This is a genomic window from Gordonia sp. CPCC 206044, from assembly GCF_048537895.1.
Classification (GTDB): Bacteria; Actinomycetota; Actinomycetes; order Mycobacteriales; family Mycobacteriaceae; genus Gordonia.
In genome coordinates this window covers 14,046-35,030 of the sequence record NZ_JBCLVL010000007.1, presented here as the reverse complement: position 1 = coordinate 35,030, position 20,985 = coordinate 14,046, and the positions used below count along the sequence as shown (strand labels likewise).

Sequence of the window (20,985 nt, the reverse complement as noted above, 5' to 3'; positions counted from 1 at the left end):
TCCCGCCGCGGCACTGACGCCACCGGCCACCCTCGCATCGTGCGGGCGAAAGTTGTTGTGCTCCCCACTGTTCCAATTGTGAATACTCACGTAGTCACCAATTGAGGTATCCGGGCTGCCGCCATGGAAGTCAACGGCCGGTCGACGCGGATCGTCGCAGTCATCGCATGGGTGTCGGCTCGCGATGCGGCACCCGGACCGCACCGGCGGCCGGTGCCGTAGACTGCCACTCGCGCCTCAGTAGCTCAGGGGATAGAGCATTCCTCTCCTAAAGGAAGGGTCGCAGGTTCGAATCCTGCCTGGGGCACCATTGTTTTCGCCCGCCGATATTGCCGCGCCACATAAGTGCAGGTCATGGCGCTGTTTGTGGTCGTCGGAGCGCCTCGATCCCGGGTGGCACCACGGCGTCGACCCTGTTTCGCGACAAAGTCTTTCGGCGCGTTGTTCACCGAATGTTGCGTAAATCGTGCTCTGGTGAGGCAAATTGGGGTTTGGCGGGCTCCTCCCGCTTCCGGAGACGACGAGTCGAGGTGGCATGACTACTTCACGGACACGACGACACGGCTGGGTTGGGGGTTGGTACATCGGTTTCATCGTCGCGACCGGTGCGGTGCTGGTGTTCAAGGCGCCCGCCGCCGCTGCGGTCGGGGTGCTCGGGTTGACCGACACATCCGCGGCCGGTATACCCGACGCGATGGCATGGGACACCGATCTGGCAGCTGCCCCGAGTGATGATGACGGATCGAACGCCTGGTGGTGGCTGGTCATCCCATTCGGACTGGTCTTCGCGGGCTTGGTGCTGACCTGGCTGTTCCGCAAGCTGCGACGCGGCCGCGTCACCGGCGGCACGGATGCGGCCGAGACGGCGGGCCAGGGTGTCGCGGCGGCAGACCGATCGGACATCGACGTCGAGAATCCCGAGGCCGCAACTCCCGACGCCGCCGCTGCGGCCGGGGCCGCTGCCGCCGCCGCAGCGATGCAGGATCGGGCCGGGGATGTGCTGCCCGAGGCCGGCACGGCCGAGCCCGAGGACGAACTGGCCGGTCGCGATGCCGCCGCGGACGCCGGGGCCACCGCCGCGGCCGCGGCTCTCGCGGAACGCACAGACGAGTATCGGGAAACCGCGGCGGCAACCCGCGCGGCGGCGGCCGCGGCGGCAACCGCGGGCGGTTCCACGGCCGGGATCTCCGAGGATGCCGACGCAGGTGACATCGCAGACCCCGATGCGGCCACCGGCGAACCAGTTGCACCGGGCGAGCAGATCCACGGAATCGGCGACGGGGTCGGCCACTACGTCAAGGACGGTGTGGAGGTGCCGGTCCCGCTGGGAGCACACCTACCTCTGTCCGACCCGAATCAGCCTCCCGAGGGCTACCCGATCAAGGGCAGCGCCGAGGACGAGGAATACCACACCGCACAGATGTCCACCTTCGACGACGCCTCCGCGGAGATCTGGTTCGCCTCGGAGTCGGCGGCATCCTCGGCGGGGTACTCGGCGGCCGAAAACGGGGGATGATCTGCGGTCACGCTACGGTGTGAGCGTGACTGCTTCATCAGGAAACCTGACTGTCCTGGTCACCGGTGCCACGAGTGGTATCGGTGCGGAGGTCGCGCGACAGTTCGTCGACCGCGGCCACATCGTGTACGGCACCAGCCGCAACCCCGATGCGGTGGCCGACCCGGTTCCCGGCGTGCAGTACATACGCCTCGACAACGCCGACTATCACAGCGCCACCGACTGCGCACGAACTGTCGGCGACATCGACGTCCTGATCAACAACGCGGGCGAGAGTCAGGCCGGCGCGCTCGAGGACACCTCGATCGAGGCCATCGAGAGGCTGTTCACGATCAACGTCTTCGGGCCGATCGCCCTCACCAAGGCGCTCCTGCCCCGTATGCGTGAGCGGGGCTCCGGCACCATCGTGATGGTCGGGTCGATGCTGTCGAGCTTCCCCGTCGCCTTCCGGTCCAATTACGCCGCAACGAAATCCGCGCTCAAAGCGTACGCTCTGGCGACGCGACGCGAGGTTGCGCCCTACGGTGTACGGGTCATCGCGGTGGAGCCGGGGACCATCGCGACCGGTATCGGCGACCGGCGCAGCATCCACATCGGTGACACATCGCCGTACCGGGCGGAGTACGAGACCCTGGCCGCCGCCACCCGCAAGAACGAGGACGCCGGTATCGGTGCGGCGGAGATGGCCACGGTCATCGTCGAGGCCGCGCTGGCCGAACATCCGAAGCCGTTCTACGCCAGAGGGAATCAGGCGGGACTGGTGTTCTTCCTGCGCAGGCTCGCACCCCGTCAATTGATTCTCGACATGACGGCCCGTAAACACGGGCTCCCACGGATCAAGGCCTGACCCGGCCATGCGAATCACGCTGCGTGTCATAGGGATCGGCCCTGGTAACCCTCGTCAGATCACATTGCAGGCGATCGACGCGATGGCCGACGTGGATGCGTTCCTGGTGTTGGACAAAGGGAATGACAAGCAATCGCTGCTCGCTCTGCGGCACGAGATCCTCGGCCGATACGCGCCCGAGGGGCACCGGGTCATCGAGGTCGTCGATCCGCCGCGCGATCGTCACCCCGATGACTACGACGCCGAGGTTCGTCGGTGGCATGCGGCCCGGGCGGGCCTGTTCGCCGATGTGCTTCGCGCCGAGGTGCCCGACCGTGGAGTGGCCGCGTTTCTCGTCTGGGGCGATCCGGCCCTGTACGACAGCACGTTGCGGATCGTCGACGACATCGCCGAGCACACCGATCTGAGCGTCGAGGTCGACGTGATCCCCGGCGTGACCAGTGTCAGCGCCCTGACCGCGGCGCACGCCATCACCGCCAACCGCATCGGCGAACCCGTTCACATCACCACCGGCCGTCGTCTCGCGGCCACCCCCGCCGGCGCGGACACGAACCAGATCGTCATGCTCGACGGCGATCTCGCCTTTCGACGTACCGCCGACCCCGATGACCACATCTGGTGGGGCGCCTACGTGGGTACCGACGACGAGATCCTCATCAGCGGAACCGTTTCGGAGGTGGCCGACGAGATCGCGCGGGTGCGGGAGGAGGCCCGTCGTCGGATCGGGTGGATCATGGACATCTATCTGGTGCGTAAGCGCAGTCGGTGACGGTCACCAGATCTCGTCGAGTGCCGACAGCAGCCGATCACGGATCTCGGTGCGGCAGATGACAAAGTCGGGCATGTAGGGGCGTGGCTGGTTGTAGACGATGGGAGAGCCGTCGAGGCGACTGCAGTGCAGACCGGCCGCCGATGCGACGCCGACGGGTGCGCAGTTGTCCCACTCGTACTGACCCCCGGAATGCACGTAGGCGTCCACGTCGCCGCGGACCACCGCCATCGCCTTGGCACCGGCCGAGCCGATCCCGATCATGTTCAATGAGAGACGTCGCGACACCCACGCGCTTTCGTAGGAACCCCCGTATCGGGACGCGGCCATGCGGCCGGTGAGCGGTCCCACCGGAGGTTTGACGGTGTCGGTGCGGAACAACTCGCCGACGGCGGGCAACGCCACCGCCGCCGATGTCACCGCGCCGCCCTCGGTGAGGGCCACGTGCACGGCCCAGTCCGCGGTTCCGGAGGCGAACTCCCGCGTGCCGTCGAGCGGATCGATGATCCAGACCCGGTCTGCGGTCTCCCTGTCGCCGATGTCGGCGGCCTCCTCGGACAACACCGCGTCGTTCCGACGATGCGAGACGAGCACGTTGGAGATCCACGCCTGCGCCATCGCGTCCCCGACGTCACCGAGATGACGGCCGGAGAGCAGGTCACCGTGGCGGACACCGACCAGTATCTCGCCCGCCCCCGCGGCGACGCGGGACGCCAGTTCGACGTCGGAAAGACGGGAGATCATCTCCTTACTAGAGCACACTGGAGCCATGCCAGAGCTTCCAGAGGTCGCGGCGATCGCGGAGTTCCTCGACGATCGGGCGTCCGGATTCCCCGTCCGGCGTGTCGACGTGGCGTCGCTCGCCGTGCTCAAGACCGCCGACCCGCCGTATGTGTCGCTCACCGACCGCGTGGTGGAATCCGTCGGACGGATCGGCAAATACCTGATCATCCGCACCACCCCGGGTACTTCCGGAGGCGACGGCGAACCGATGATCATCCTGGTCATCCATCTCTCGCGCGCCGGTTGGGTGCGCTGGAGCGACCAGTTGTCGCAGACCCCGCCGCGGCCGGGTGGAAAGGGCCCGATCGCCCTGCGGGTGCATTGTGGTCTGCCCGGGGAGGGGTTCGACGTCACCGAGGCGGGCACCCAGAAGCGGCTTGCCGTGTGGATCGTGCGTGACGTCGAGGACGTCGATCGGATCGCGTCCCTCGGACCCGACGTGATGTCGCTGTCGCGGGACGACTTCGGGAAGATGCTCGGCGAGACGTCGGCGCGGATCAAGAACGTGCTGACCGATCAACGCGTCATGGCAGGGATCGGCAACGCGTACTCCGACGAGATCCTGCACACCGCCCAGTTGTCGCCGTTCGCGACCGCGAAGTCGCTCAGCCCCGAGCAGATCGACACCCTGTATGCCGCGATGCATTCGGTGCTGACCGATGCGACCGCCCGGCTCGAGGGGCGGGAGGTGGCGCGACTCAAGTCCGAGAAGCGGACGGGGTTGCGCGTCCACGCCCGCACCGGATTGCCGTGTCCGGTGTGTGGCGACACCATTCGGGAGGTGTCGTTCGCCGATCGGTCGTTCCAGTACTGCCCGACCTGTCAGACGGGCGGCAAGGTCCTCGCGGACCGACGGATGTCGCGGTTGTTGAAGTAGGCGGCGCGGGGGATCGACGGCGCGGGAATCCCCGGCGCCCGACGACGAATGGGGTCGTGAGCACTTACCCCGGCCACGAAGCGGCTGTAGGGTCATCTCAGGGGCGGGACCGAGCGAGGTTGCGGTGCGAGTTCTGGTCGTGGACGACGACACACGCGCGGCGGAGACCATCCGGCGCGTCCTCATCAGCGATGGGTGGACGGTGGTCGTGGCCGCCGACGGTGCCGAAGGGCTGTGGCGGATCACCGAAGACGAGTTCGACGTCGTCGTACTCGACATCATGCTGCCCAAGATGAACGGTTTCCGTGTCCTCAAAGAGATGCGCGAGCGCAAGATCTGGACGCCGGTGGTGATGCTCAGCGCCAAGGACGGCGAGTACGACCAGGCAGAGGCCCTCGACTACGGAGCCGACGACTATCTCATCAAGCCGTTCTCGGTGGTGGTCCTCAAGGCCCATCTGAGGGCGGTGCTACGGCGCGGAGGTCGCGAACGTCCTGCGATCCTCACTGCGGGCAGCCTCACCCTCGATCCGGCGATGCGTGCCGTGGCACGCGGCGAGACCCCGATCTCCCTCACGCCGCGGGAGTACTCGCTGCTGGAATTCCTGATGCGCAACAAGGGAACCGTGGTCTCCAAATGCCTCATCCTGAGGTCCCTGTGGGATGAGAACTACGACGGCGACCAGAACATCGTCGAGGTCTACATCCGCTATCTGCGCAAACGCATCGACGACCCGTTCGGACTGCATTCCATCGAGACCGTCCGTGGCGCAGGCTACCGACTCTGCGAGGTCTGAGGGTCGGGTGTCACCGGCGCAGGCGCGGTGGCCGCAGACGGTGCCTGCGTCACGTCGGCGCCGGAGGTGTCCGGGTGGCGGGGCAGCGTGATCGTCACCGCGGCGCCTCCGGAGTCGCTATCGGCGATGCTCGCCGATCCGCCATGGGCACGCATGATCTCCCGCACGATGGCCAAGCCGAGTCCGGCGCCGAACTGACTGCGACGGTCGGCGTCGAGGCGGGCGAACCGGTCGAACACGATTTCGCGGTCCTCCGGCGCGATACCGGGACCATCGTCGGCGATCGTGACATGGGCGTCATCGGAATCGTGCGTCATCGTGACCGTCACCGTCGAATGCGCATGCCGCACCGCGTTGTCGATGACGTTGCGTAGAGCGCGTGCGATCTTGTCGCCGTCTCCGACCACACGAATCGGCGTGATGTGCGCGCGGATTCGCGCAGCGCCCATGGACCGGACACGGGCCACCTCGGCGGCCACCACATCGTCGAGGTCGACGTCGTCTCGTTGTAGCGGCAACCCGTGTTCGTCGGCGCGGGCGAGCAGCAACAGATCGTCGACCATCCGCTGCATCCGATGCGCCTCGGGCAGCAGGATGGTCCGCACCGTGGGCAGGTCGACGTCCGAGTCGGTGTCGTCGGCGAGATCGAGGATGCCGACGATGGTGGTCAGTGGACTGCGCAACTCGTGCGAGGCGTCGCCGACGAAGCGCAGCTGGGAATCCCGGCTGGTCTGCAGGCGTGCCAGCATGTCGTTCATGGTCGTCGCGAGCGTGTGGATCTCGTCGTGGGCGTGGGGGACGGGGACCCGTCGTTCGAGAGCCGTCGCAGTGATCTCGTTGACCTGCCTCGTGATTCGCGACACGGGGCGCAGTGTGCGGCCGACCAACAGATACACGGCGCCGGCCGCCAGGACGATGAGGATCGGCAACTCGATCAACAGGATCATCCCGGTTCGCCATTCGCTGTGCCGCAGCCCGGTGGCGCGATCGAGCACGATGACGGTGAAGTACTGCTCCTGGTGCTCGACGCCCATCGTCGTGGCGCAGAACTCGCCGTCCATGCCGTCGATCCGTACGTCGTCGAAGTACCGGTAGGTGGCCGGGGCCTGGTCGACCGCGAGTGCCGGTGCAGCCGGAGCGCCAGGGGACGCGGCGACGACCGTGCCGTTCCTGTCGACCACTTGGATGACGTCGACACCGGCGCCCGGCATCAGATCGGCGGGGGAGATCCCGTCCACACCGTCGCGCCGGATGATCGCGGCGAGTTCGTAGGCCTGACGCCCGGTCGATCGATACATCGCCTCGTTGTTCTCACGATGCAGCATCACCAGCATCACGGCGGCACCGACGGCCAACGCGATGGTCACCACGATGGTCGCGATCACGGTGGCCTGGAGGCGTACACCACCACGCCGCCGCGTGAGGTGCGGCAACCCGTTTCGCGCTCTCACCACGGTGCGGTCACCTTCTCCGACGACCAGCGTCGTCCTGGGTCGATGGTATTCCGACGTTGAGTGGACAGCCAGGTAGCGGTTTCAGCAAACCTTCAGCAGCACGCTCGCATGGTGGGCACATGGCCGGAGTCGAGACCACCGCGCGACACCTGATGCAGGTGTTGTACGACCACCGCGTGCGTATCGCGTTCGGGGTGCACGGCGCCAACATCGAGGACATGTATGCCGCAGCTCAGGAGGTCGGCATCACCGCGGTGGTGGCCAAACACGAGTTCGCCGCCGGAGCCATGGCCGACGCGCACACCCGGATGACCACACGCCCCGGGGTGGTGATGACGACGTCGGGTGGTGGCGCGATGAACGTGATCCCCGCGCTCGCCGAGGCATACGACAGCCGCGTACCGGTGCTCGCGCTGATCGGCAGCGCGCCAACGACTCTCGCCGATCATGGTGCCTTTCAGGACATGCTCGATCCGCCGGACACGATCGATCTGGTCGGAGTGCTCGCAGGCGTCACCGGATCGTGTTCGGTGCTCGCCCAACCGGAATCGGCTGCGGGGGCAATCGCCACCGCGTGCGCCACGCTTCATCGGGGGCTGCCCGCGGCGTTGGTGATCCCCAAGGACATCCAGTCGGCGCCGGTGGCCGCCATGCCCGAACCGTTGCACCATGTCTCGGCCCGCGGGCGTGACATCACCGTGGAGACACGGCTCGATGCACTGGCCGACCGCCTCGTGGCCGCTGCGGTCGCCCCCGGGCGCGTGTGTCTGTGGGTGGGAGAGGAGGCGTCACGTCTGCGGCTGGGACCGGAGATCGACGAACTGGCCGACCTGCTCGGTGCGAGCACGGTGGCGTCCCCGGGCGGTCGGGACGTACTGCACCCGGGACCGGGCTGCGCAGGCATCACCGGGGTCATGGGGCATCCGAGCGCACACGACGCGATGACCTCGGCACGACTGTGCGTGGCGTTGGGTTGCCGGATGTCGGTGACCGACCGCGCCGGCCTCGACGACGCACTCCGGGCGCTCGATCTGACTCACATCGGTTGTCACCGTGCCCGTTTCGACGAGTGCGACGAGATCATCGACGACGATCTGGTGGAGTCGGTTCGCCTGCTGGTGAAGCTGGTGGCCGCTCGCGTCGAGGGCCCGACCGATCGGCCCTCGACCACGCTGCGTCACCTGGTGTCGCCGCCGACCACCGCGGGCCGACCGCCCATGCGGACGGTGATCGACACCATCGGCGCCCACCTTCCCCCCGACTGCGCTGTTTTCGCGGATGCCGGCAATGTCGGGGCCGCCGCGGTGCATCACCTGCCGTTCTCCCCGCATCAGCGTTTCCTGGTCGCCCTGGGGATGGGAGGCATGGGCCATGGAATCGCGGCAGGCGTCGGAAACGCCCTGCGCGGCACGGTGGAGAACGACCGTCGCCGCACGGTGGTGATCGCCGGCGACGGCGCGTTCTACATGCACGGAATGGAGATCCACACCGCCCTCGAGCACGACGCGGCGCTGTCGCTCGTCATCCTCAACAACGACGCGCACGGCATGTGCGTGACACGCGACCACCTCTACTTTCCGAACACATACAGCGTCAACAGGTTCCGTGCCACCGACCTGGCTGCCGGACTCGATGCCATGTTCGCCACGCTCGACGTCCGACACGCCCGCACCGCCGACGAAGTCGACGAGTACTGCTCCGAGATGTTCTCCGCCACAGGGGTGAACTGCCTCGTGGTCGACGTGGACCCCGACGAGATCCCGCCGTTCGCCCCGTTTCTCCGGAAAGGATCGACATGACCGTGACCACCCCGCTCGCCGACCTCGGCGACGCCGCGATGACGTTGCCCGGGATCACGCGGATCGAGTCCCACCCTCGCAACGTGGCGACGCCGATCCTCGTGGACCGACTCCGGTCGGTGTATCCGCATCAGCAGGTCTTCGGCGACTTCTGCACCGTCCAGGGATTCGTCGATGCGCCACCGCGCGCGCTCTACGACTGGCTCTCCGACACGCGCTCACTGGAGGAATGGACATACAGCCTGCGCGGATTCACCCCGACCGACGAGCCCGGTCTGTGGCTCGCACACGACCGCCTCGGTGACCACACCGAGATCTACACGCGCACCATCGCCAATCCGCACGCGATGACCGTCGACTACCACTGTGCGTGGGATCAGGGTCGACATCTGTGGATGATCTACCTGATGCGTGTCGTCGACGCCCAGATCGTGCTCGACAAACCGGGATCGGTGGTGCTGTGGACCAACTGTCACCATCCGTTCTACGACGAGAACCCCTATCCGGAGACCGCACCTGCGCAACGTCCGGTCTGGGTTGGCGACTTCTGGGACATGTTCTCGGCCGGACACCAACTCGAACTAGAGAACCTCACCGCCATCGCCGAATACCGTCACCGCAACGGTCTTCCGCTCTGTCCCGATTGGATGCGCTCATGAGCTTGACCACCGCACCGACCAGCCTGCTCGACCTGGCCACCTATCTGCCCCAGAAACGCGTTCCGGCAGACTATTTCGCACAGTTCGCCGCGGACGACGAACTGATCGACAGTGTGATGTTCCGGTCGCCGACGTTCCGCCATCACGCCGCGGACGGTGAGACGTCGGCCGACATGATGGTCACCGCGGCCCGACGGCTGACCGGTCGCAACGGTGATGGATTCCTCGACGACATCGACGTGGTGCTCACCCACAGTCAGCTGCCGGAGGTCCCGGTCCGCGGTTGCGGAGGCGAACTCGCCCATCGCCTGGGTCTGCGACCACAGACCGTTCTCGACGTCCACAACGGCGGGTGTGCCGCCTTCATCCACATGATGGATCTGGCCGGGAATCTGTTGCGCGCAACCGGTGGTCGCAAGGCGCTGTTGGGGCTCGCGCAGAACAGCGCCGCGCAGGTGTTCACCCAGGAACAGGTCCGTGGCAAGGCGCAGGCGGCGATTCCCGGTGACGGTGCCGCCGTCGCGATAGTCGCACTCGACGACGATCGGGGCAGCCAGGTACTCGGTCTCTCCTGTCATTCCTACGGCCAGTACGCGGGTGACATGACGGGGGTCAGCGATCCGCCGCGCAAGTACTGGGAGGCCGGTCCGGGCCAGATCCACATCGGGTTCACCGAGGCCAAGATCACCAAGGTGCTCGCGCGCGGCAACCGCATGGTGCCCGAGGTGGCCATCGAGGTCGCCGACAGCATCGGCATCGCACCCGCCGACCTCGATTGGTTCGTGACCAATCAGCCGAATCGCATCTTCCTGCGCAATTGGCGTGAGGCGCTGGAGCTTCCACCCGAACGCCATCCGGACACCTTCGACGAATGCGGGAATCTCTTCGCCGTCGGTATCCCCGTCACGCTCGACACCGCCGTCGACGACGGACGAGTCCGTCCGGGGGATGTGGTGATGATGGCGGCGTTCGCGCACGCGGGCGACTTCGCCGCGGCGGCCGCGATCCGGTGGGGAGGCCGTCCATGAGTCCGCCGCTGCTGCTCGGAGCCGACCCCGGGCCCGTCGAGCCGTTGACACGTCTCGACCTCAACGAGTCCGCGTACGGCCCGCTTCCTGCGGTGGCCGCGGTACTGAGGGCCGGTGTGGACGACACGAATCGGTATCCCGATTTCTTGCCCGATCGCACGCGGGCGCACATCGCACGTCACATGGGTGTGCCCGATGCGCAGGTGACGGTTGGGGCGGGGGCGACCGGCGTCGCACTGGCGGCCCTGCAGGCCTGCATCCGGCGGGCGACTGTGCGCGGTACGCTCCACCCGGCGATGGTGACGGCGTTGCCGACCTTTGACGGTTACCCGATCCTCGCCGACATGCTCGGCATGCGTGTCGACGCAGTGAGATTGACCGCCGACGGCAGCGTCGACCTCGACGCCATGTTGGGCGCGGTGACCTCGGAAACCGTTGTCGTCGTGATCTGTTCGCCACACAATCCGACCGGGTCGATGGTGGACGAGGACGACCTGCACGAGTTCCTCTGGTCCCTGCCGCCGCATGTCATGGTCGTGTTCGACGAAGCCTACGTGGAGTACACCCATGACCGGCCCGACCTGCGGTGGCTGTTCCGTGTGTACGACGACATCCTGGTGCTGCGCACGTTCTCCAAGGCGTATGGACTGGCCGCGTTGCGGGTTGGGTACGGCGTCGGCCCGCCCGCCCTGGTCGCCGCCGTCCGTGCCTTCGAGGTCCCGTTCGGTGTCGGATCGGCGGCCATGGCCGCGGTCCCGGTGGCGCTGTCGGCGGATCACGAACTGTCCCTGCGGGTTCGATCGATGCGTGCAGAGCGCGAGCACATGGCCGACGAGCTCTGCTCGATCGGGTGCCCTGTGTTGCCGAGCGAGGGGAACTTCCTGTTCCTACCCGGCGCCGACGGCGTCGCGATCGGCGGGCTGCTGCGCGGATGCGGAGTCGCCGTCAAACAGTGCGGCCGATCGGGCACCCGCATCACCATCGGGGATCGTTTCAGCACCGACCACGTGATGGCGGCGATGCGGATGACTGCGCGCATCGCGGTCTGAGGATTCCGGTCACGCCCGCACCCGGTAGGTTCGACACCCGTGACCGCAACGACACGGCAGAAGATCCTGATCACCGGTGCCAGCTCGGGACTTGGCGAGGGCATGGCCCGCGCCTTCGCGGCGCGCGGACGAGCGCTCGCGTTGTGTGCCCGACGTGTCGACCGTCTCGACACACTGGCCGACGAGTTGCGTCCGTCGGCGGCGCACGTGGCGACCGCGGCCCTCGACGTGACCGACACCGACCGCGTCCCGGGCGTGATCTCGACGCTGGCCGGTGAACTCGGTGGGCTCGATCGGGTCATCGTCAACGCAGGCCTCGGCAAGGGCGCACCTCTGGGCACCGGGCACGCGGCCGCGAACATCGAGACCGTGCAGACCAACCTCGTGGGTGCGCTCGCGCAGGTCGAGGCCGCGCTGGAGATCTTTCGGGCCCAGGAGTCCGGCCATCTCGTCTTGATCAGCTCGATGAGTGCGATGCGCGGGATGCCCAAGGCGCAGACCGCCTATTCCGCGTCCAAGGCCGGGCTCTCGGCGATGGGGCAGGGATTGCAGGCAGAGTTGGCGGGCTCACCCATCAAGGTCTCGGTACTCCTGCCCGGCTATATCGAGACCGACATCAACCGCGGCGTGAAGACGTCGATGATGACACCGCTGTACAAAGGTGTTGCCGCGATGGTCGATGTGATCGAGAAGGAATCGTCGTGGGCCCCGGTCCCGCGTTGGCCATGGCTGCCGGTCGCGGCGGCATTGCGGTACCTGCCGTCGGAGATCACCCGGCGGATGGTGTGACGCTCGTGGGCGGTTGACCCGGCTGCGACCACACGACCGGCGCCGCCTCGAAGTCGAATTGGGGCAGACCGGCCGTATCCGCCCAGTAGATGACCTGCCGCAATCGGCTGCCCTCGTCGGCGACCGACACCAGGCAGGTCGAATACGATTCGCCCCGTGACATGCGCGCGGGCGGTGCTGTAGTCGGACATTTCGCCAATCCCGGTGTGGGAGAGAGGGTCAGCGCCGCGGTGTGGCCGTCGGGGCTGCCGGCGAGGCCGATCACCCCCGGTGCAGGTGCGGGACGCGCCGCCAACGAGGTGACGGTCACGTAGACGAAGTATGGGTCACCGCCCCTGGTGGTGTCGTCGGGGACACCTTCGGCCGGGGTGATACCGGTGACGGTGTACATCGCCGTGGGCCCCTGTGCGGCGAATGCGGTGGCCGGCAGCACTGCGCTCTGCCCGAATGCCAGCGTGGCGCCCGGCGCACTGCGGACAGCAGGCCCCGCAGGTGCCGTCACCGATGCGCTCGTCGGTACCGAGGTCGGTGTCTCCCGGGCGGCCGAGGTCGACGTGGCACATCCTGCAGTCAACGCGATGACCGCGGCGAGGAGGCAGACGGACGGACGTACACGCCGCGTCACGGGTATCACCGTCTTTGATCCCACGCTGCGTAAGGTAGCCGATGTGTCGGCAAAGCAAGGGCAAGTTGTGGCCCATGGCGCGTTTCAATTGTTCTCCGATCACCGCAAGGGCGAGGTCGGGGAGGTCCTGACCGATGTCTTCGGCCGCGACGACATCAGTGCCGTCGGTGCGGACTGGCGAGGCATCGTCTACTTCACCCTCGGCGACTACGCGGAGGTCGCCTCGGACACCGTGATGGGATTCGATCCGTCAAGCGGCAGTTCGGGGCCGTTGACGCCGCTCGGAGACGTGCTCGCCGCAGTGCGCTCCGGTGAGATCGCCGAGGCGGTCGACGTCGACAGTTTCGACGCCTGGCGGGAGGCCACCGGGCAGCGATCGATCGACATGGGCGCGTGCGTACCGCCCGCCGTCGTCGAGTTCCTCGGTGGCGATCCGGCCGAACGGTCCGCGCAACCCCAGGACCTGGTCTCCTTCATCGCGACGGCCGCGGCCCTGATGGGTCGCCTGGAAGCTCTCGGGGTCGAGCCCGGTGACGAGATCCCCGACGAGGTGTTCGACGACGAGCGCTGGGTGTGACCGGTGTCGTGAGACAGACCACCAGCTCCTGCGCCTGCGCCGACAATTGAACGTGCGAGAACCCGGCCTGCGGGCCGGCCGTTTTCGGGCGTCACGATATGGCCGCCGTTCGGGTGCCCGCCGTGTCGCTGGTTGGCGGGCACCCGAAAGGGGTTTCCCATTTGTCGCTGTGGAGTTTTCAAGGGTCGTGCGCGTCCCGGGGTCACCCGGGTCGTTGGTCTAGGTGTTGGTGAGAGTTGTGGTGGGTCAGCCTGTTTCGGCTCTGTGGATGTGCTCGGTATCGAATCCGTGCCCGGGATGCTCACCCGCCGCTGATCGAGTAGCGCGCGAGGCGCAAGGCGAGCGAGCGTATCGAGATCAACCTCCTGACTGTACCTGCACTGCGGGCGGTGGCCGCTGTGCCGCAGGGACCGGGGCAGGCGGGCGCTCACTGGGGTGGTCAGGCTGCGAGTGTCATGGTGCGTCGGTTGTAGGCCGGTAGCGGTGTGCGTGTGGGGTCGACGTCGGCGGGTGGGATCAGCCAGGGGTGTCGGTCGGCGCCCATGGTGATTTCCCAGTCTGATGCGTGGATTTGGGCGTGGCAGGCGGTGCACAGCAGGCAGCCGTTGTCGATGACCGTGGCACCACCATGCGACCAGTAAACGATGTGATGGCACTGCGTATACCCTGCAGCGGCTCCGCATTTCACACAGCAGTGGTCACGCACGATCAACGCTTTACGCTGCTGGACGGTGAACAACCTCGTCCCGTTGCTCACGCCGAGGGGTGCACCGTGCTCATCGACGTCGAACACGGTGACGCTGGCATCACACGCCACCAAATGGGCGGTGGTTTGGGAGACCGGACCCAACCATTCCAGGGTTGCCCGATCCGGATGATCGGCCGGCACGGTCACACTCACCTGTGCTTTCGGGGCGACCACCATGTCGGCGTCACCGCTGCGAGTGGCTTTGGCCGCGGCGTCGAGGATCATGTCCAACGCGTCGGCGCGACGCTGCCCCTTGGAGCGGGCGTCGTCGGATCCGTCGGGTTCGGGCCTCTTCTTCGACAGCGATTCGACCGCGGACACGAGCTTTTCGCCGGTGACGATGTCGAGGTTGGCGAACACCTCCAACCGGCCATCGCCGGCCACGGTCGTGGAGACCTCGTTGATCGTCCGGTCTTCGGCCGCCGGCACACCGTCCTGGTCGTCGGCGATCTGATTGCCGCGCGAGCGCGCCACCGCCAGTACCTCGCGTGGGGTGGCGCCGGAGAAGGCCTGGGCGATCAACGCCAACTCGTGTTCGATCACCGACCCCGCCGATAGTGGTTCGGGTGCCCGTTGGTCGATGTGGGCCATCCCCCGCACCAGGGCGTCGACGTGCTCGCCGGAGAACACCCCGTCCGCAGAATAGGCAGCGACGCGTTCCAACCGGTCCAGGGCGGCTCCGATGCGTAGCCAGCGGTCGGCGACGGCAGGAGCAGCGCCCATCTCGATCAACAGGCTGCGGGTGCGGCCGCCGGTGTGTTGCGCCACCCCGAGACGGTCAAGGTTCGCGGCGTGCACGGCCAGTTGGTGGTCGACGAGGTTACGCAGACTCATCAAGGTCTTCGTGGTGTCGAAGACGTGGCGACCGGTCGCATCGGCGTCGATCGTCACCTCACGCAGCAGGGGTATCAGGGTGTCCAACGGCATGACTCGATTGTAGTCGAACATACGTGCCCATGGAAGAATTCATCCACAGTTATCGGACTGTGCTGCAATATCTTTCACCACCACAGTCGTCACCTAATTGCCATTGTAAAGGCACCCTCCGACAAGTTCGGGATGGTGAGTCCTGTTGGTGCACAGGGGTAGGCCCCGTACTTGCTGATCGAGTAGCGTCCGAGCGTAGCGAGGCAGTGTTTAATCGCTGATCGAGTAGCGTCCGAGCGCTAGCGAGGCCGCGTATCGAGATCTGGTGCGAGAGCGTTGGTCTCGATACGGTGCCTCGGCTAACGCCTCGGCTCCTACTCGACCGGCAAGTGGGGCACCTCGGCCCGCCTACTCGACCAGCGGTGGGGTGAGCCGTGTGTCCGCTGATCGAGTAGCGTCCGAGCGCTAGCGAGGCCGCGTATCGAGATCCCCTGCCGGAACGCAGGTCTCGATACGGTGCCTCGGCTGGCGCCTCGGCTCCTACTTGACCGGCAAGTGGGGCGCCTCGGCTCGCCTACTCGGACCGGCGGTGGGGTGGGCCGTGTGTCCGTTGATCGAGTAGCGTCCGAGCGGAGCGAGGACGCGTATCGAGATCTGGTGCGAGAGCGTTGGTCTCGATACGGTGCCTCGGCTGGCGCCTCGGCTCCTACTCGACCAGCAACTGGGGCGCCTCGGCGCCTACTCGACCAGCAAGTGGGGCGGCTCGGCCCGCCTACTCGACCAGCGGTGGGGTGGGCCGTGTGTCTGTTGATCGAGTAGCGTCCTCAATACGGTTGTCGCCAGGGCCGCCGATTGTCGGCTAGGCTGTGCGCCCGCGGTGCGCGCGGTACCAGCGGACCAGTTCGTCGGTGGACGAATCATCCTGCGGTGCCGGGGATTGCGCGTCGACAATGATGCCGAGCAGTTCCTTGGCCTGGGTCTTGCCGAGTTCGACGCCCCACTGGTCGAACGGGTTGATACCCCAGATGCTGCCCTCGACGAACACCTGGTGTTCGTAGAGCGCGATCAACTGTCCGACGACCGACGGCGTCAATCGCGGGGCGAGTATCGACGTGGACGGACGATTACCCGGCATCACCTTGTGCGCCACCACATCTGGCGCCACACCCTCGGCCGCGATCTCGTCGGCTGTCTTGCCGAAGGCCAACACCTTGGTCTGTGCGAAGTAATTGCTCATGAGCAGGTCGTGCATGGAGCCCGACTCATCAGCGCCGTCGACGGTCCGCTGGGTCGGCGACAACACCGGGAGGTCGTCGGTGGGTTCGGCGAAACCGATGAAATCGGCCGGGATCATCCGGGTGCCCTGATGCAGGAGTTGGTAGAAGGCGTGCTGCCCGTTGGTGCCCGGCTCGCCCCAGAAGACCTCGCCGGTGTCGGTCGTGACGTGATGTCCGTGGGCGGTCACCGACTTGCCGTTGGACTCCATGGTCAGCTGCTGCAGATACGCGGCAAAGCGGGCCATGTCGTTCGAGTACGGCAACACCACACGCGACTGCGCATCCCAGAAGTTGCTGTACCAGAGGCCGATCAGACCCAGGATGACCGGTGCGTTCTGCTCCAGGGGCGCGGTGCGGAAGTGTTCGTCGACGATGTGGAACCCGGAGAGGAACTCCGCGAAGCGTTCCCGGCCGATGGCGGCCATCACCGACAACCCGATCGCGGAGTCCACCGAATACCGGCCGCCGACCCAGTCCCAGAAGCCGAACATGTTGTCGGTGTCGATGCCGAACTTCGCGACCTCGTCGGCGTTCGTGCTCACCGCCACGAAATGTTTGGCGACCGCATCCTGCGGTGCGTCTGCGCCGGGCGTGCCAAGCCGCTGCAGCAGCCACGCGCGCGCGGCCGAGGCGTTGGTCAACGTCTCCAACGTGGTGAAGGTCTTGGACGCGATGACGAACAGCGTGGTCTCGGCGTCGAGATCGGCCAACGTCGCGACCAGGTCGGCGGGGTCGACGTTGGAGACGAAGTGGCAGCGGATGTTGCTGTCGACGTAGTGGCGCAACGCCTGATAGACCATCACCGGTCCGAGATCGGAACCGCCGATGCCGATGTTGACGACATCGGTGATGGCCTTGCCGGTGTGACCTTTCCACTCGCCGCTGCGCAACCGGTCGGTGAACGCACCCATGCGATCGAGGACCTCGTGGACGTCGGCGACCACGTTCTGGCCGTCGACCTGCAGGGTGGCGTCGGCGGGGAGACGCAGCGCGGTGTGCAGGACGGCTCGGTCTTCGGAGGTGTTGATGTGTGCGCCGGAGAACATGGCGTCGCGGCGGTCCTCCAGGCCGACCTCGCGCGCGAGACTTGCCAGCAATTCCAGGGTTTCGCGCAGTACGCGATGTTTGGAGTAGTCGATGTGCAGGTCGCCGACGTCGACGGTCAGTTCGCGGCCGCGATCGGGATCGACCGCGAAGACCTCACGCAGATGCATTGCGTACACATGCGGCTGATGTGCTGCGAGCTCCTGCCAGGACTTGGTCGCGGTGATGTCGTCGTGATCGCTGGTGTCGAAGTCGCTGCCGGAGACGTCACTCATGGATCTCACCCTATGTGATCGGTGGATCGAGGACTGTGTGTGAGATCTCAGGGGGCTGTCGGTGTGACAATGCCGCGCGCGTACCAGGCTCGCGCAGGCAACGTGAACGGACCGTCGGGTAGCTTCGGCAGGCAGATCTCGCGCAGCTGCTCACGACGATCGGCGGGCAGCGAGGCCAGATAGGACCCGGCCGGGCCGACGGCGAAGGTGAACGGCTCCCAGAAGTCGTCGAAGCCCGCATAGTCGGCGTGCGCCGACAGTTCGCCGTCGACGATGTCGGTCAATCCCGCCGACTCCATCCGGGCCGCGATGTCGCCGCGACTCACACCCACGCTCATGCGTTCGCCGACGACGGTGGGGTCGAGTTCTCTGACCGCCTCCCAGAAGGTGGCCAGCATGGTCATCCCGCCTTCGGTGAGATCCCACATGCACGCCGCGACGACCCCTCCGGGTCGCGTCACCCGGGACATCTCGCGCAGCCCCCGGTCGGCGTCGTCCATGAACCCGATGACCAGACACGACAGTGCGGCGTCGAATCCACCGTCCGGCCATGGCAATCGTTCGGCCACACCCACGCGTACATCGGCATCGGGGTAGCGGCGGGCGCAGGCGGAGACGAACTGCGGTGCGGGGTCGATCGCGGCCACGTTCACCTCGCCGACCCGTTCGGCCAGGACACCCGTCAGTCCACCGGGACCGCAACCGACGTCGAGTACTCGCATTCCCTCGGCCACCCCGGCGGCGTCGGCGAGCACAGGAGCGAGTGTGCGCGTGTAGCGCCCCATGAAGCTGTCGTAGCTCTCGGCGGGCGAGGTGAAGCTCATGAGTCAACTCAACTCGCCGACCCGACCACGGTCAACAGTGTCGTGGCGGTCGTCGCCGGGTTCGGCCGGGTTCATCGGCCCGGCCGAACAGCAGATCAGCGGCCCAGCGGTCCGCGCCCGAGGCGGAGCAGCAGCATGGCCAGCGTATGGCCTTCTTGACCGAGCTCGGCGAAACGGTCGAGCACCTTGACCTCGCGGCTGTGCACCAACCGAGGACCGCCGGAGGCCATGCGCGCCGCCCCGATCTTCTTGGACACGGCCGATCGTCGCTTGATCGATGCCAGGATCATCGCGTCGAGACGGTCGATCTCGAGGCGGAGTTGATCGATGTCGTCGGGCAGGGCCGCGACGTCGGCGGACAGGTCGTAGGCGTCCACGTCGAACGGGACCGCACCGGCGGCGGAGCCGCCCGCCTGCTCGTCGGGGGTCTTGGCATCAGTCACCCGACCGATTTTGCCACGGGGGTTCCTCGCCGTAGAGACTGGAGCCCATGCTCAGCAGGGGGACGGTGTGGTCGGTGGCCATCGTGTTGATCATCGCGCAGCTGGCGGTGCGGGGTTGGCTGGCCGCGACGGGAAACTTCTACTGGGACGACCTGGTGCTGATCGGCCGGGCTTCGTCGGATCCGATCCTCAGCTGGGACTATCTCGGCCATAGTCACGACGGACATTTCATGCCCGCCGCATTCCTCGTCGCCGGCGTGTCCACAGTGATCGCCCCGGTGAACTGGGCGCTTCCGGCGATCACACTGATCGTCCTGCAGGCACTCGCATCCCTGTCGGTGTGGCGGATGATCCGGGTCATCGCTCCGGGCGCCCGCGTCGGCGCCCTCGCGGCGCTGACGTTCTATCTGTTCACCCCGATGACCGTGCCTGCGTTCGCCTGGTGGGCGGCGGCGCTGAACTCCCTGCCGATGCAGGCCGCGATGGCCTGGATCGTCGCCGACGCGATCATCCTCGTGCGGGCGCGTGGTCGGCATCCGCGCGCCCACCTGCTGGTGATCCGATCCACCGTCGTGTTCGTCGTGGCGCTGGCGTTCTTCGAGAAGTCGCTGTTCATCCTGCCGGTGGCGTTCGTCGCAGCGGTGCTCGCGTCCCGGTTCACCGGTCCCGAACAGGCCGAATCGCCAACCGTCGCGGGAGGAGATCCCGACCGACCGCAGGCGGCACCGGCTTTCACCGACTCCGCCCTCACCCGGGCGTTCACCGGTGCTCGCATGCTGTGGGCCGCGATGGGTGCCGTCTTCGTCCTGTGGACCATCCTGTTCTTCTCGGTGTCTGACGCCACCGCCGGTGAACACTCGGTGGGGCAGACCGCACAACTGGTGTGGCGGTCGATCAACAAGGCGCTGGTGCCCTCGCTGGTGGGCGGACCGTGGGAGTGGGAGCGCTGGGTGCCGAGCCCGCCGATGGGCTTCGCACCGATCTGGGCGGTGGTGCTCGGGTGGCTGGTGCTGGGCGGGTTGGCCTACCTCGCGTACACGCGGCGTCGGGGAGCCGTCGCCGTTCTCGTCTGCGCGGCGGTCTACGCCGTCGTCGCGCAGATCCCGGTGATGTGGAATCGCTCGAGCGCCAACACGGCGCTCGAGCTGGCGCAGACCATGCGTTATCTGCCGGATACCGCGGTGGTGATCACGATCGCAATCGCGCTCATCGTGGCCGCGCCCGCCACCGTGGCGAAGGTCCCGGCCGCAGGCCATCGTGAAGCGTCCGAACGCGGACAACTGATGTCGGTGTCCGCGGCGTTGGTCGGGGCATTGGTGGTGGCTTCGGCGCTGATCTCGTTGGCGTCGTTCTCCACCTCGTGGCGCGACGACCCGACCGGTGACTACCTGGCCAACGCGAAACGGTCGCTGGCCGCCAACCGGGATCATGCGATGTTCGACCAGTCCTTGCCGCTCGAGGTGTTGCTGCCGGTCGCCTACCCGAACAACCAGATCAGCCGCGTCTTCGGTCGCGTCGAGGACCGCCCGGATTTCTCGAACACGACCGACCGTCTCAACGTGCTCGACAGTGCGGGCGGGTTGGTGCCCGGAGCGGTCACCAAGGCGCGCACCATCCGGGAGGGCCGAGGCGCCTGCAATCGTCCCGAACTCGATGGCCCCGGGCGTCTGCGACTCGATGGTCCGTTGATCCGGTGGCGCTGGACCGTCGCGGTCGGCTACTGCGCGAATCGTGAAGGGGTGGTGGAGATGTCCCTGGAAGACGGACGTCCCGTACGGGTGCCGGTGACACCGGGGCTGCACGTCGCCTACGTGCAACTCGAAGGTCGTGGACGTCAGATCTCGATCGCGCCGGTCACCCCCGGGCTGGCCCTGCACACCGGTGAAGGACGGGTGGGCGAGGTCGTGGAGGCACGCCTCGCGGGGTGATCACCGCCGCG

At 66.9% G+C, this 20,985-nt stretch carries 19 protein-coding genes and 1 tRNA gene; 13 read left to right on the top strand and 7 right to left on the bottom strand.

Annotated elements, in window-relative coordinates; translation table 11 throughout:
* Positions 1–234: 234 nt before the first annotated feature.
* The 4 genes from AAFP35_RS12620 to cobF all read left to right on the top strand — a co-directional run bounded on the left by AAFP35_RS12620 (position 235) and on the right by cobF (position 3,132).
* Positions 235–310 (top strand) — tRNA-Arg (locus tag AAFP35_RS12620).
* A 225-nt stretch (positions 311–535) separates the two neighbouring features.
* Positions 536–1,516, top strand: coding sequence for a hypothetical protein (locus AAFP35_RS12615; protein ID WP_419221975.1), 981 nt, complete (start codon positions 536–538; stop codon positions 1,514–1,516).
* A 25-nt stretch (positions 1,517–1,541) separates the two neighbouring features.
* Positions 1,542–2,363, top strand: coding sequence for an SDR family oxidoreductase (locus AAFP35_RS12610; protein WP_419221974.1), 822 nt, complete (start codon positions 1,542–1,544; stop codon positions 2,361–2,363).
* A 7-nt stretch (positions 2,364–2,370) separates the two neighbouring features.
* A complete protein-coding gene (gene cobF, locus AAFP35_RS12605; protein WP_419221973.1) occupies positions 2,371–3,132 on the top strand; it encodes a precorrin-6A synthase (deacetylating) in 762 nt (253 codons plus the stop codon).
* 3 nt (positions 3,133–3,135) lie between these two features.
* On the opposite strand, the gene AAFP35_RS12600 is transcribed toward cobF, so the two are convergent.
* Complete coding sequence (locus AAFP35_RS12600) at positions 3,136–3,876, bottom strand: 3'(2'),5'-bisphosphate nucleotidase CysQ (protein ID WP_419221972.1); 741 nt, start codon at positions 3,874–3,876, stop codon at positions 3,136–3,138.
* A 25-nt stretch (positions 3,877–3,901) separates the two neighbouring features.
* Here AAFP35_RS12600 and AAFP35_RS12595 point away from each other — a divergent pair, with 25 nt between their 5' ends.
* Both AAFP35_RS12595 and AAFP35_RS12590 read left to right on the top strand, forming a co-directional pair.
* The gene (locus AAFP35_RS12595; protein WP_419221971.1) at positions 3,902–4,792 is read left to right on the top strand and encodes a DNA-formamidopyrimidine glycosylase family protein; all 891 of its coding nucleotides are present in this window, start codon (positions 3,902–3,904) and stop codon (positions 4,790–4,792) included.
* 124 nt (positions 4,793–4,916) lie between these two features.
* Entirely contained in the window at positions 4,917–5,588 is a 672-nt protein-coding gene (locus AAFP35_RS12590) for a response regulator transcription factor (protein ID WP_419221970.1), read from the top strand.
* Here the strand turns inward: AAFP35_RS12590 and AAFP35_RS12585 are convergent.
* Positions 5,567–7,042: a HAMP domain-containing sensor histidine kinase gene (locus tag AAFP35_RS12585; protein ID WP_419221969.1), complete on the bottom strand. Its 1,476-nt coding sequence runs from the start codon at positions 7,040–7,042 to the stop codon at positions 5,567–5,569. The genes AAFP35_RS12590 and AAFP35_RS12585 overlap by 22 nt on opposite strands.
* A 119-nt stretch (positions 7,043–7,161) precedes the next feature.
* Between AAFP35_RS12585 and AAFP35_RS12580 the strand changes: the two genes are divergently transcribed.
* From AAFP35_RS12580 to AAFP35_RS12560, 5 genes are read left to right on the top strand one after another with little or no spacing between them, the layout of a single operon-like run.
* Positions 7,162–8,841 (top strand): thiamine pyrophosphate-binding protein, encoded by a 1,680-nt coding sequence (locus AAFP35_RS12580; protein ID WP_419221968.1) that lies wholly within the window; start codon positions 7,162–7,164, stop codon positions 8,839–8,841.
* Entirely contained in the window at positions 8,838–9,500 is a 663-nt protein-coding gene (locus AAFP35_RS12575; protein WP_419221967.1) for an SRPBCC family protein, read from the top strand. Before AAFP35_RS12580 ends, AAFP35_RS12575 begins: the two co-directional genes overlap by 4 nt.
* Positions 9,497–10,528, top strand: a complete 1,032-nt coding sequence (locus AAFP35_RS12570) for a 3-oxoacyl-ACP synthase III family protein (protein ID WP_419221966.1) — start codon at positions 9,497–9,499, stop codon at positions 10,526–10,528. The genes AAFP35_RS12575 and AAFP35_RS12570 overlap by 4 nt, the downstream gene beginning before the upstream one ends.
* Positions 10,525–11,577, top strand: a complete 1,053-nt coding sequence (locus AAFP35_RS12565) for a pyridoxal phosphate-dependent aminotransferase (RefSeq protein ID WP_419221965.1) — start codon at positions 10,525–10,527, stop codon at positions 11,575–11,577. Before AAFP35_RS12570 ends, AAFP35_RS12565 begins: the two co-directional genes overlap by 4 nt.
* A gap of 39 nt (positions 11,578–11,616) precedes the next feature.
* Entirely contained in the window at positions 11,617–12,366 is a 750-nt protein-coding gene (locus AAFP35_RS12560) for an SDR family oxidoreductase (protein WP_419221964.1), read from the top strand.
* Here AAFP35_RS12560 and AAFP35_RS12555 read toward each other — a convergent pair.
* The gene (locus tag AAFP35_RS12555; protein WP_419221963.1) at positions 12,347–12,991 is read right to left on the bottom strand and encodes a hypothetical protein; all 645 of its coding nucleotides are present in this window, start codon (positions 12,989–12,991) and stop codon (positions 12,347–12,349) included. The genes AAFP35_RS12560 and AAFP35_RS12555 overlap by 20 nt on opposite strands.
* 43 nt (positions 12,992–13,034) lie before the next feature.
* Here AAFP35_RS12555 and AAFP35_RS12550 point away from each other — a divergent pair, with 43 nt between their 5' ends.
* A complete protein-coding gene (locus tag AAFP35_RS12550; protein ID WP_419221962.1) occupies positions 13,035–13,568 on the top strand; it encodes a hypothetical protein in 534 nt (177 codons plus the stop codon).
* A gap of 439 nt (positions 13,569–14,007) precedes the next feature.
* Here AAFP35_RS12550 and AAFP35_RS12545 read toward each other — a convergent pair whose 3' ends face one another.
* The 4 genes from AAFP35_RS12545 to AAFP35_RS12530 form a co-directional block, all read right to left on the bottom strand.
* Positions 14,008–15,264, bottom strand: a complete 1,257-nt coding sequence (locus tag AAFP35_RS12545; RefSeq protein ID WP_419221961.1) for a DUF222 domain-containing protein — start codon at positions 15,262–15,264, stop codon at positions 14,008–14,010.
* Positions 15,265–16,042: 778 nt separating this feature from the next.
* Positions 16,043–17,779 (bottom strand): glucose-6-phosphate isomerase, encoded by a 1,737-nt coding sequence (gene pgi / locus AAFP35_RS12540; RefSeq protein ID WP_419221960.1) that lies wholly within the window; start codon positions 17,777–17,779, stop codon positions 16,043–16,045.
* A gap of 47 nt (positions 17,780–17,826) precedes the next feature.
* Positions 17,827–18,603, bottom strand: coding sequence for a class I SAM-dependent methyltransferase (locus AAFP35_RS12535; RefSeq protein ID WP_419221959.1), 777 nt, complete (start codon positions 18,601–18,603; stop codon positions 17,827–17,829).
* A gap of 95 nt (positions 18,604–18,698) precedes the next feature.
* On the bottom strand, positions 18,699–18,980 hold the full coding sequence (locus AAFP35_RS12530) for a chorismate mutase (protein ID WP_419222248.1): 282 nt from the start codon (positions 18,978–18,980) through the stop codon (positions 18,699–18,701).
* A 113-nt stretch (positions 18,981–19,093) separates the two neighbouring features.
* Between AAFP35_RS12530 and AAFP35_RS12525 the strand changes: the two genes are divergently transcribed.
* Complete coding sequence (locus AAFP35_RS12525) at positions 19,094–20,974, top strand: hypothetical protein (protein ID WP_419221958.1); 1,881 nt, start codon at positions 19,094–19,096, stop codon at positions 20,972–20,974.
* Positions 20,975–20,985: the final 11 nt, after the last annotated feature.

What these genes read in the sequence shown, in the direction of transcription:
- pgi (WP_419221960.1), bottom strand. Translation starts at nt 17,779, where the DNA reads ATGAGTGACGTCTCCGGCAGCGACTTCGACACCAGCGATCACGACGAC.
- AAFP35_RS12525 (WP_419221958.1), top strand. Translation starts at nt 19,094, where the DNA reads ATGCTCAGCAGGGGGACGGTGTGGTCGGTGGCCATCGTGTTGATCATC.
- AAFP35_RS12565 (WP_419221965.1), top strand. Translation starts at nt 10,525, where the DNA reads ATGAGTCCGCCGCTGCTGCTCGGAGCCGACCCCGGGCCCGTCGAGCCG.
- cobF (WP_419221973.1), top strand. Translation starts at nt 2,371, where the DNA reads ATGCGAATCACGCTGCGTGTCATAGGGATCGGCCCTGGTAACCCTCGT.
- AAFP35_RS12615 (WP_419221975.1), top strand. Translation starts at nt 536, where the DNA reads ATGACTACTTCACGGACACGACGACACGGCTGGGTTGGGGGTTGGTAC.
- AAFP35_RS12580 (WP_419221968.1), top strand. Translation starts at nt 7,162, where the DNA reads ATGGCCGGAGTCGAGACCACCGCGCGACACCTGATGCAGGTGTTGTAC.
- AAFP35_RS12545 (WP_419221961.1), bottom strand. Translation starts at nt 15,264, where the DNA reads ATGTTCGACTACAATCGAGTCATGCCGTTGGACACCCTGATACCCCTG.
- AAFP35_RS12535 (WP_419221959.1), bottom strand. Translation starts at nt 18,603, where the DNA reads ATGAGCTTCACCTCGCCCGCCGAGAGCTACGACAGCTTCATGGGGCGC.
- AAFP35_RS12600 (WP_419221972.1), bottom strand. Translation starts at nt 3,876, where the DNA reads ATGATCTCCCGTCTTTCCGACGTCGAACTGGCGTCCCGCGTCGCCGCG.
- AAFP35_RS12575 (WP_419221967.1), top strand. Translation starts at nt 8,838, where the DNA reads ATGACCGTGACCACCCCGCTCGCCGACCTCGGCGACGCCGCGATGACG.
- AAFP35_RS12570 (WP_419221966.1), top strand. Translation starts at nt 9,497, where the DNA reads ATGAGCTTGACCACCGCACCGACCAGCCTGCTCGACCTGGCCACCTAT.
- AAFP35_RS12595 (WP_419221971.1), top strand. Translation starts at nt 3,902, where the DNA reads ATGCCAGAGCTTCCAGAGGTCGCGGCGATCGCGGAGTTCCTCGACGAT.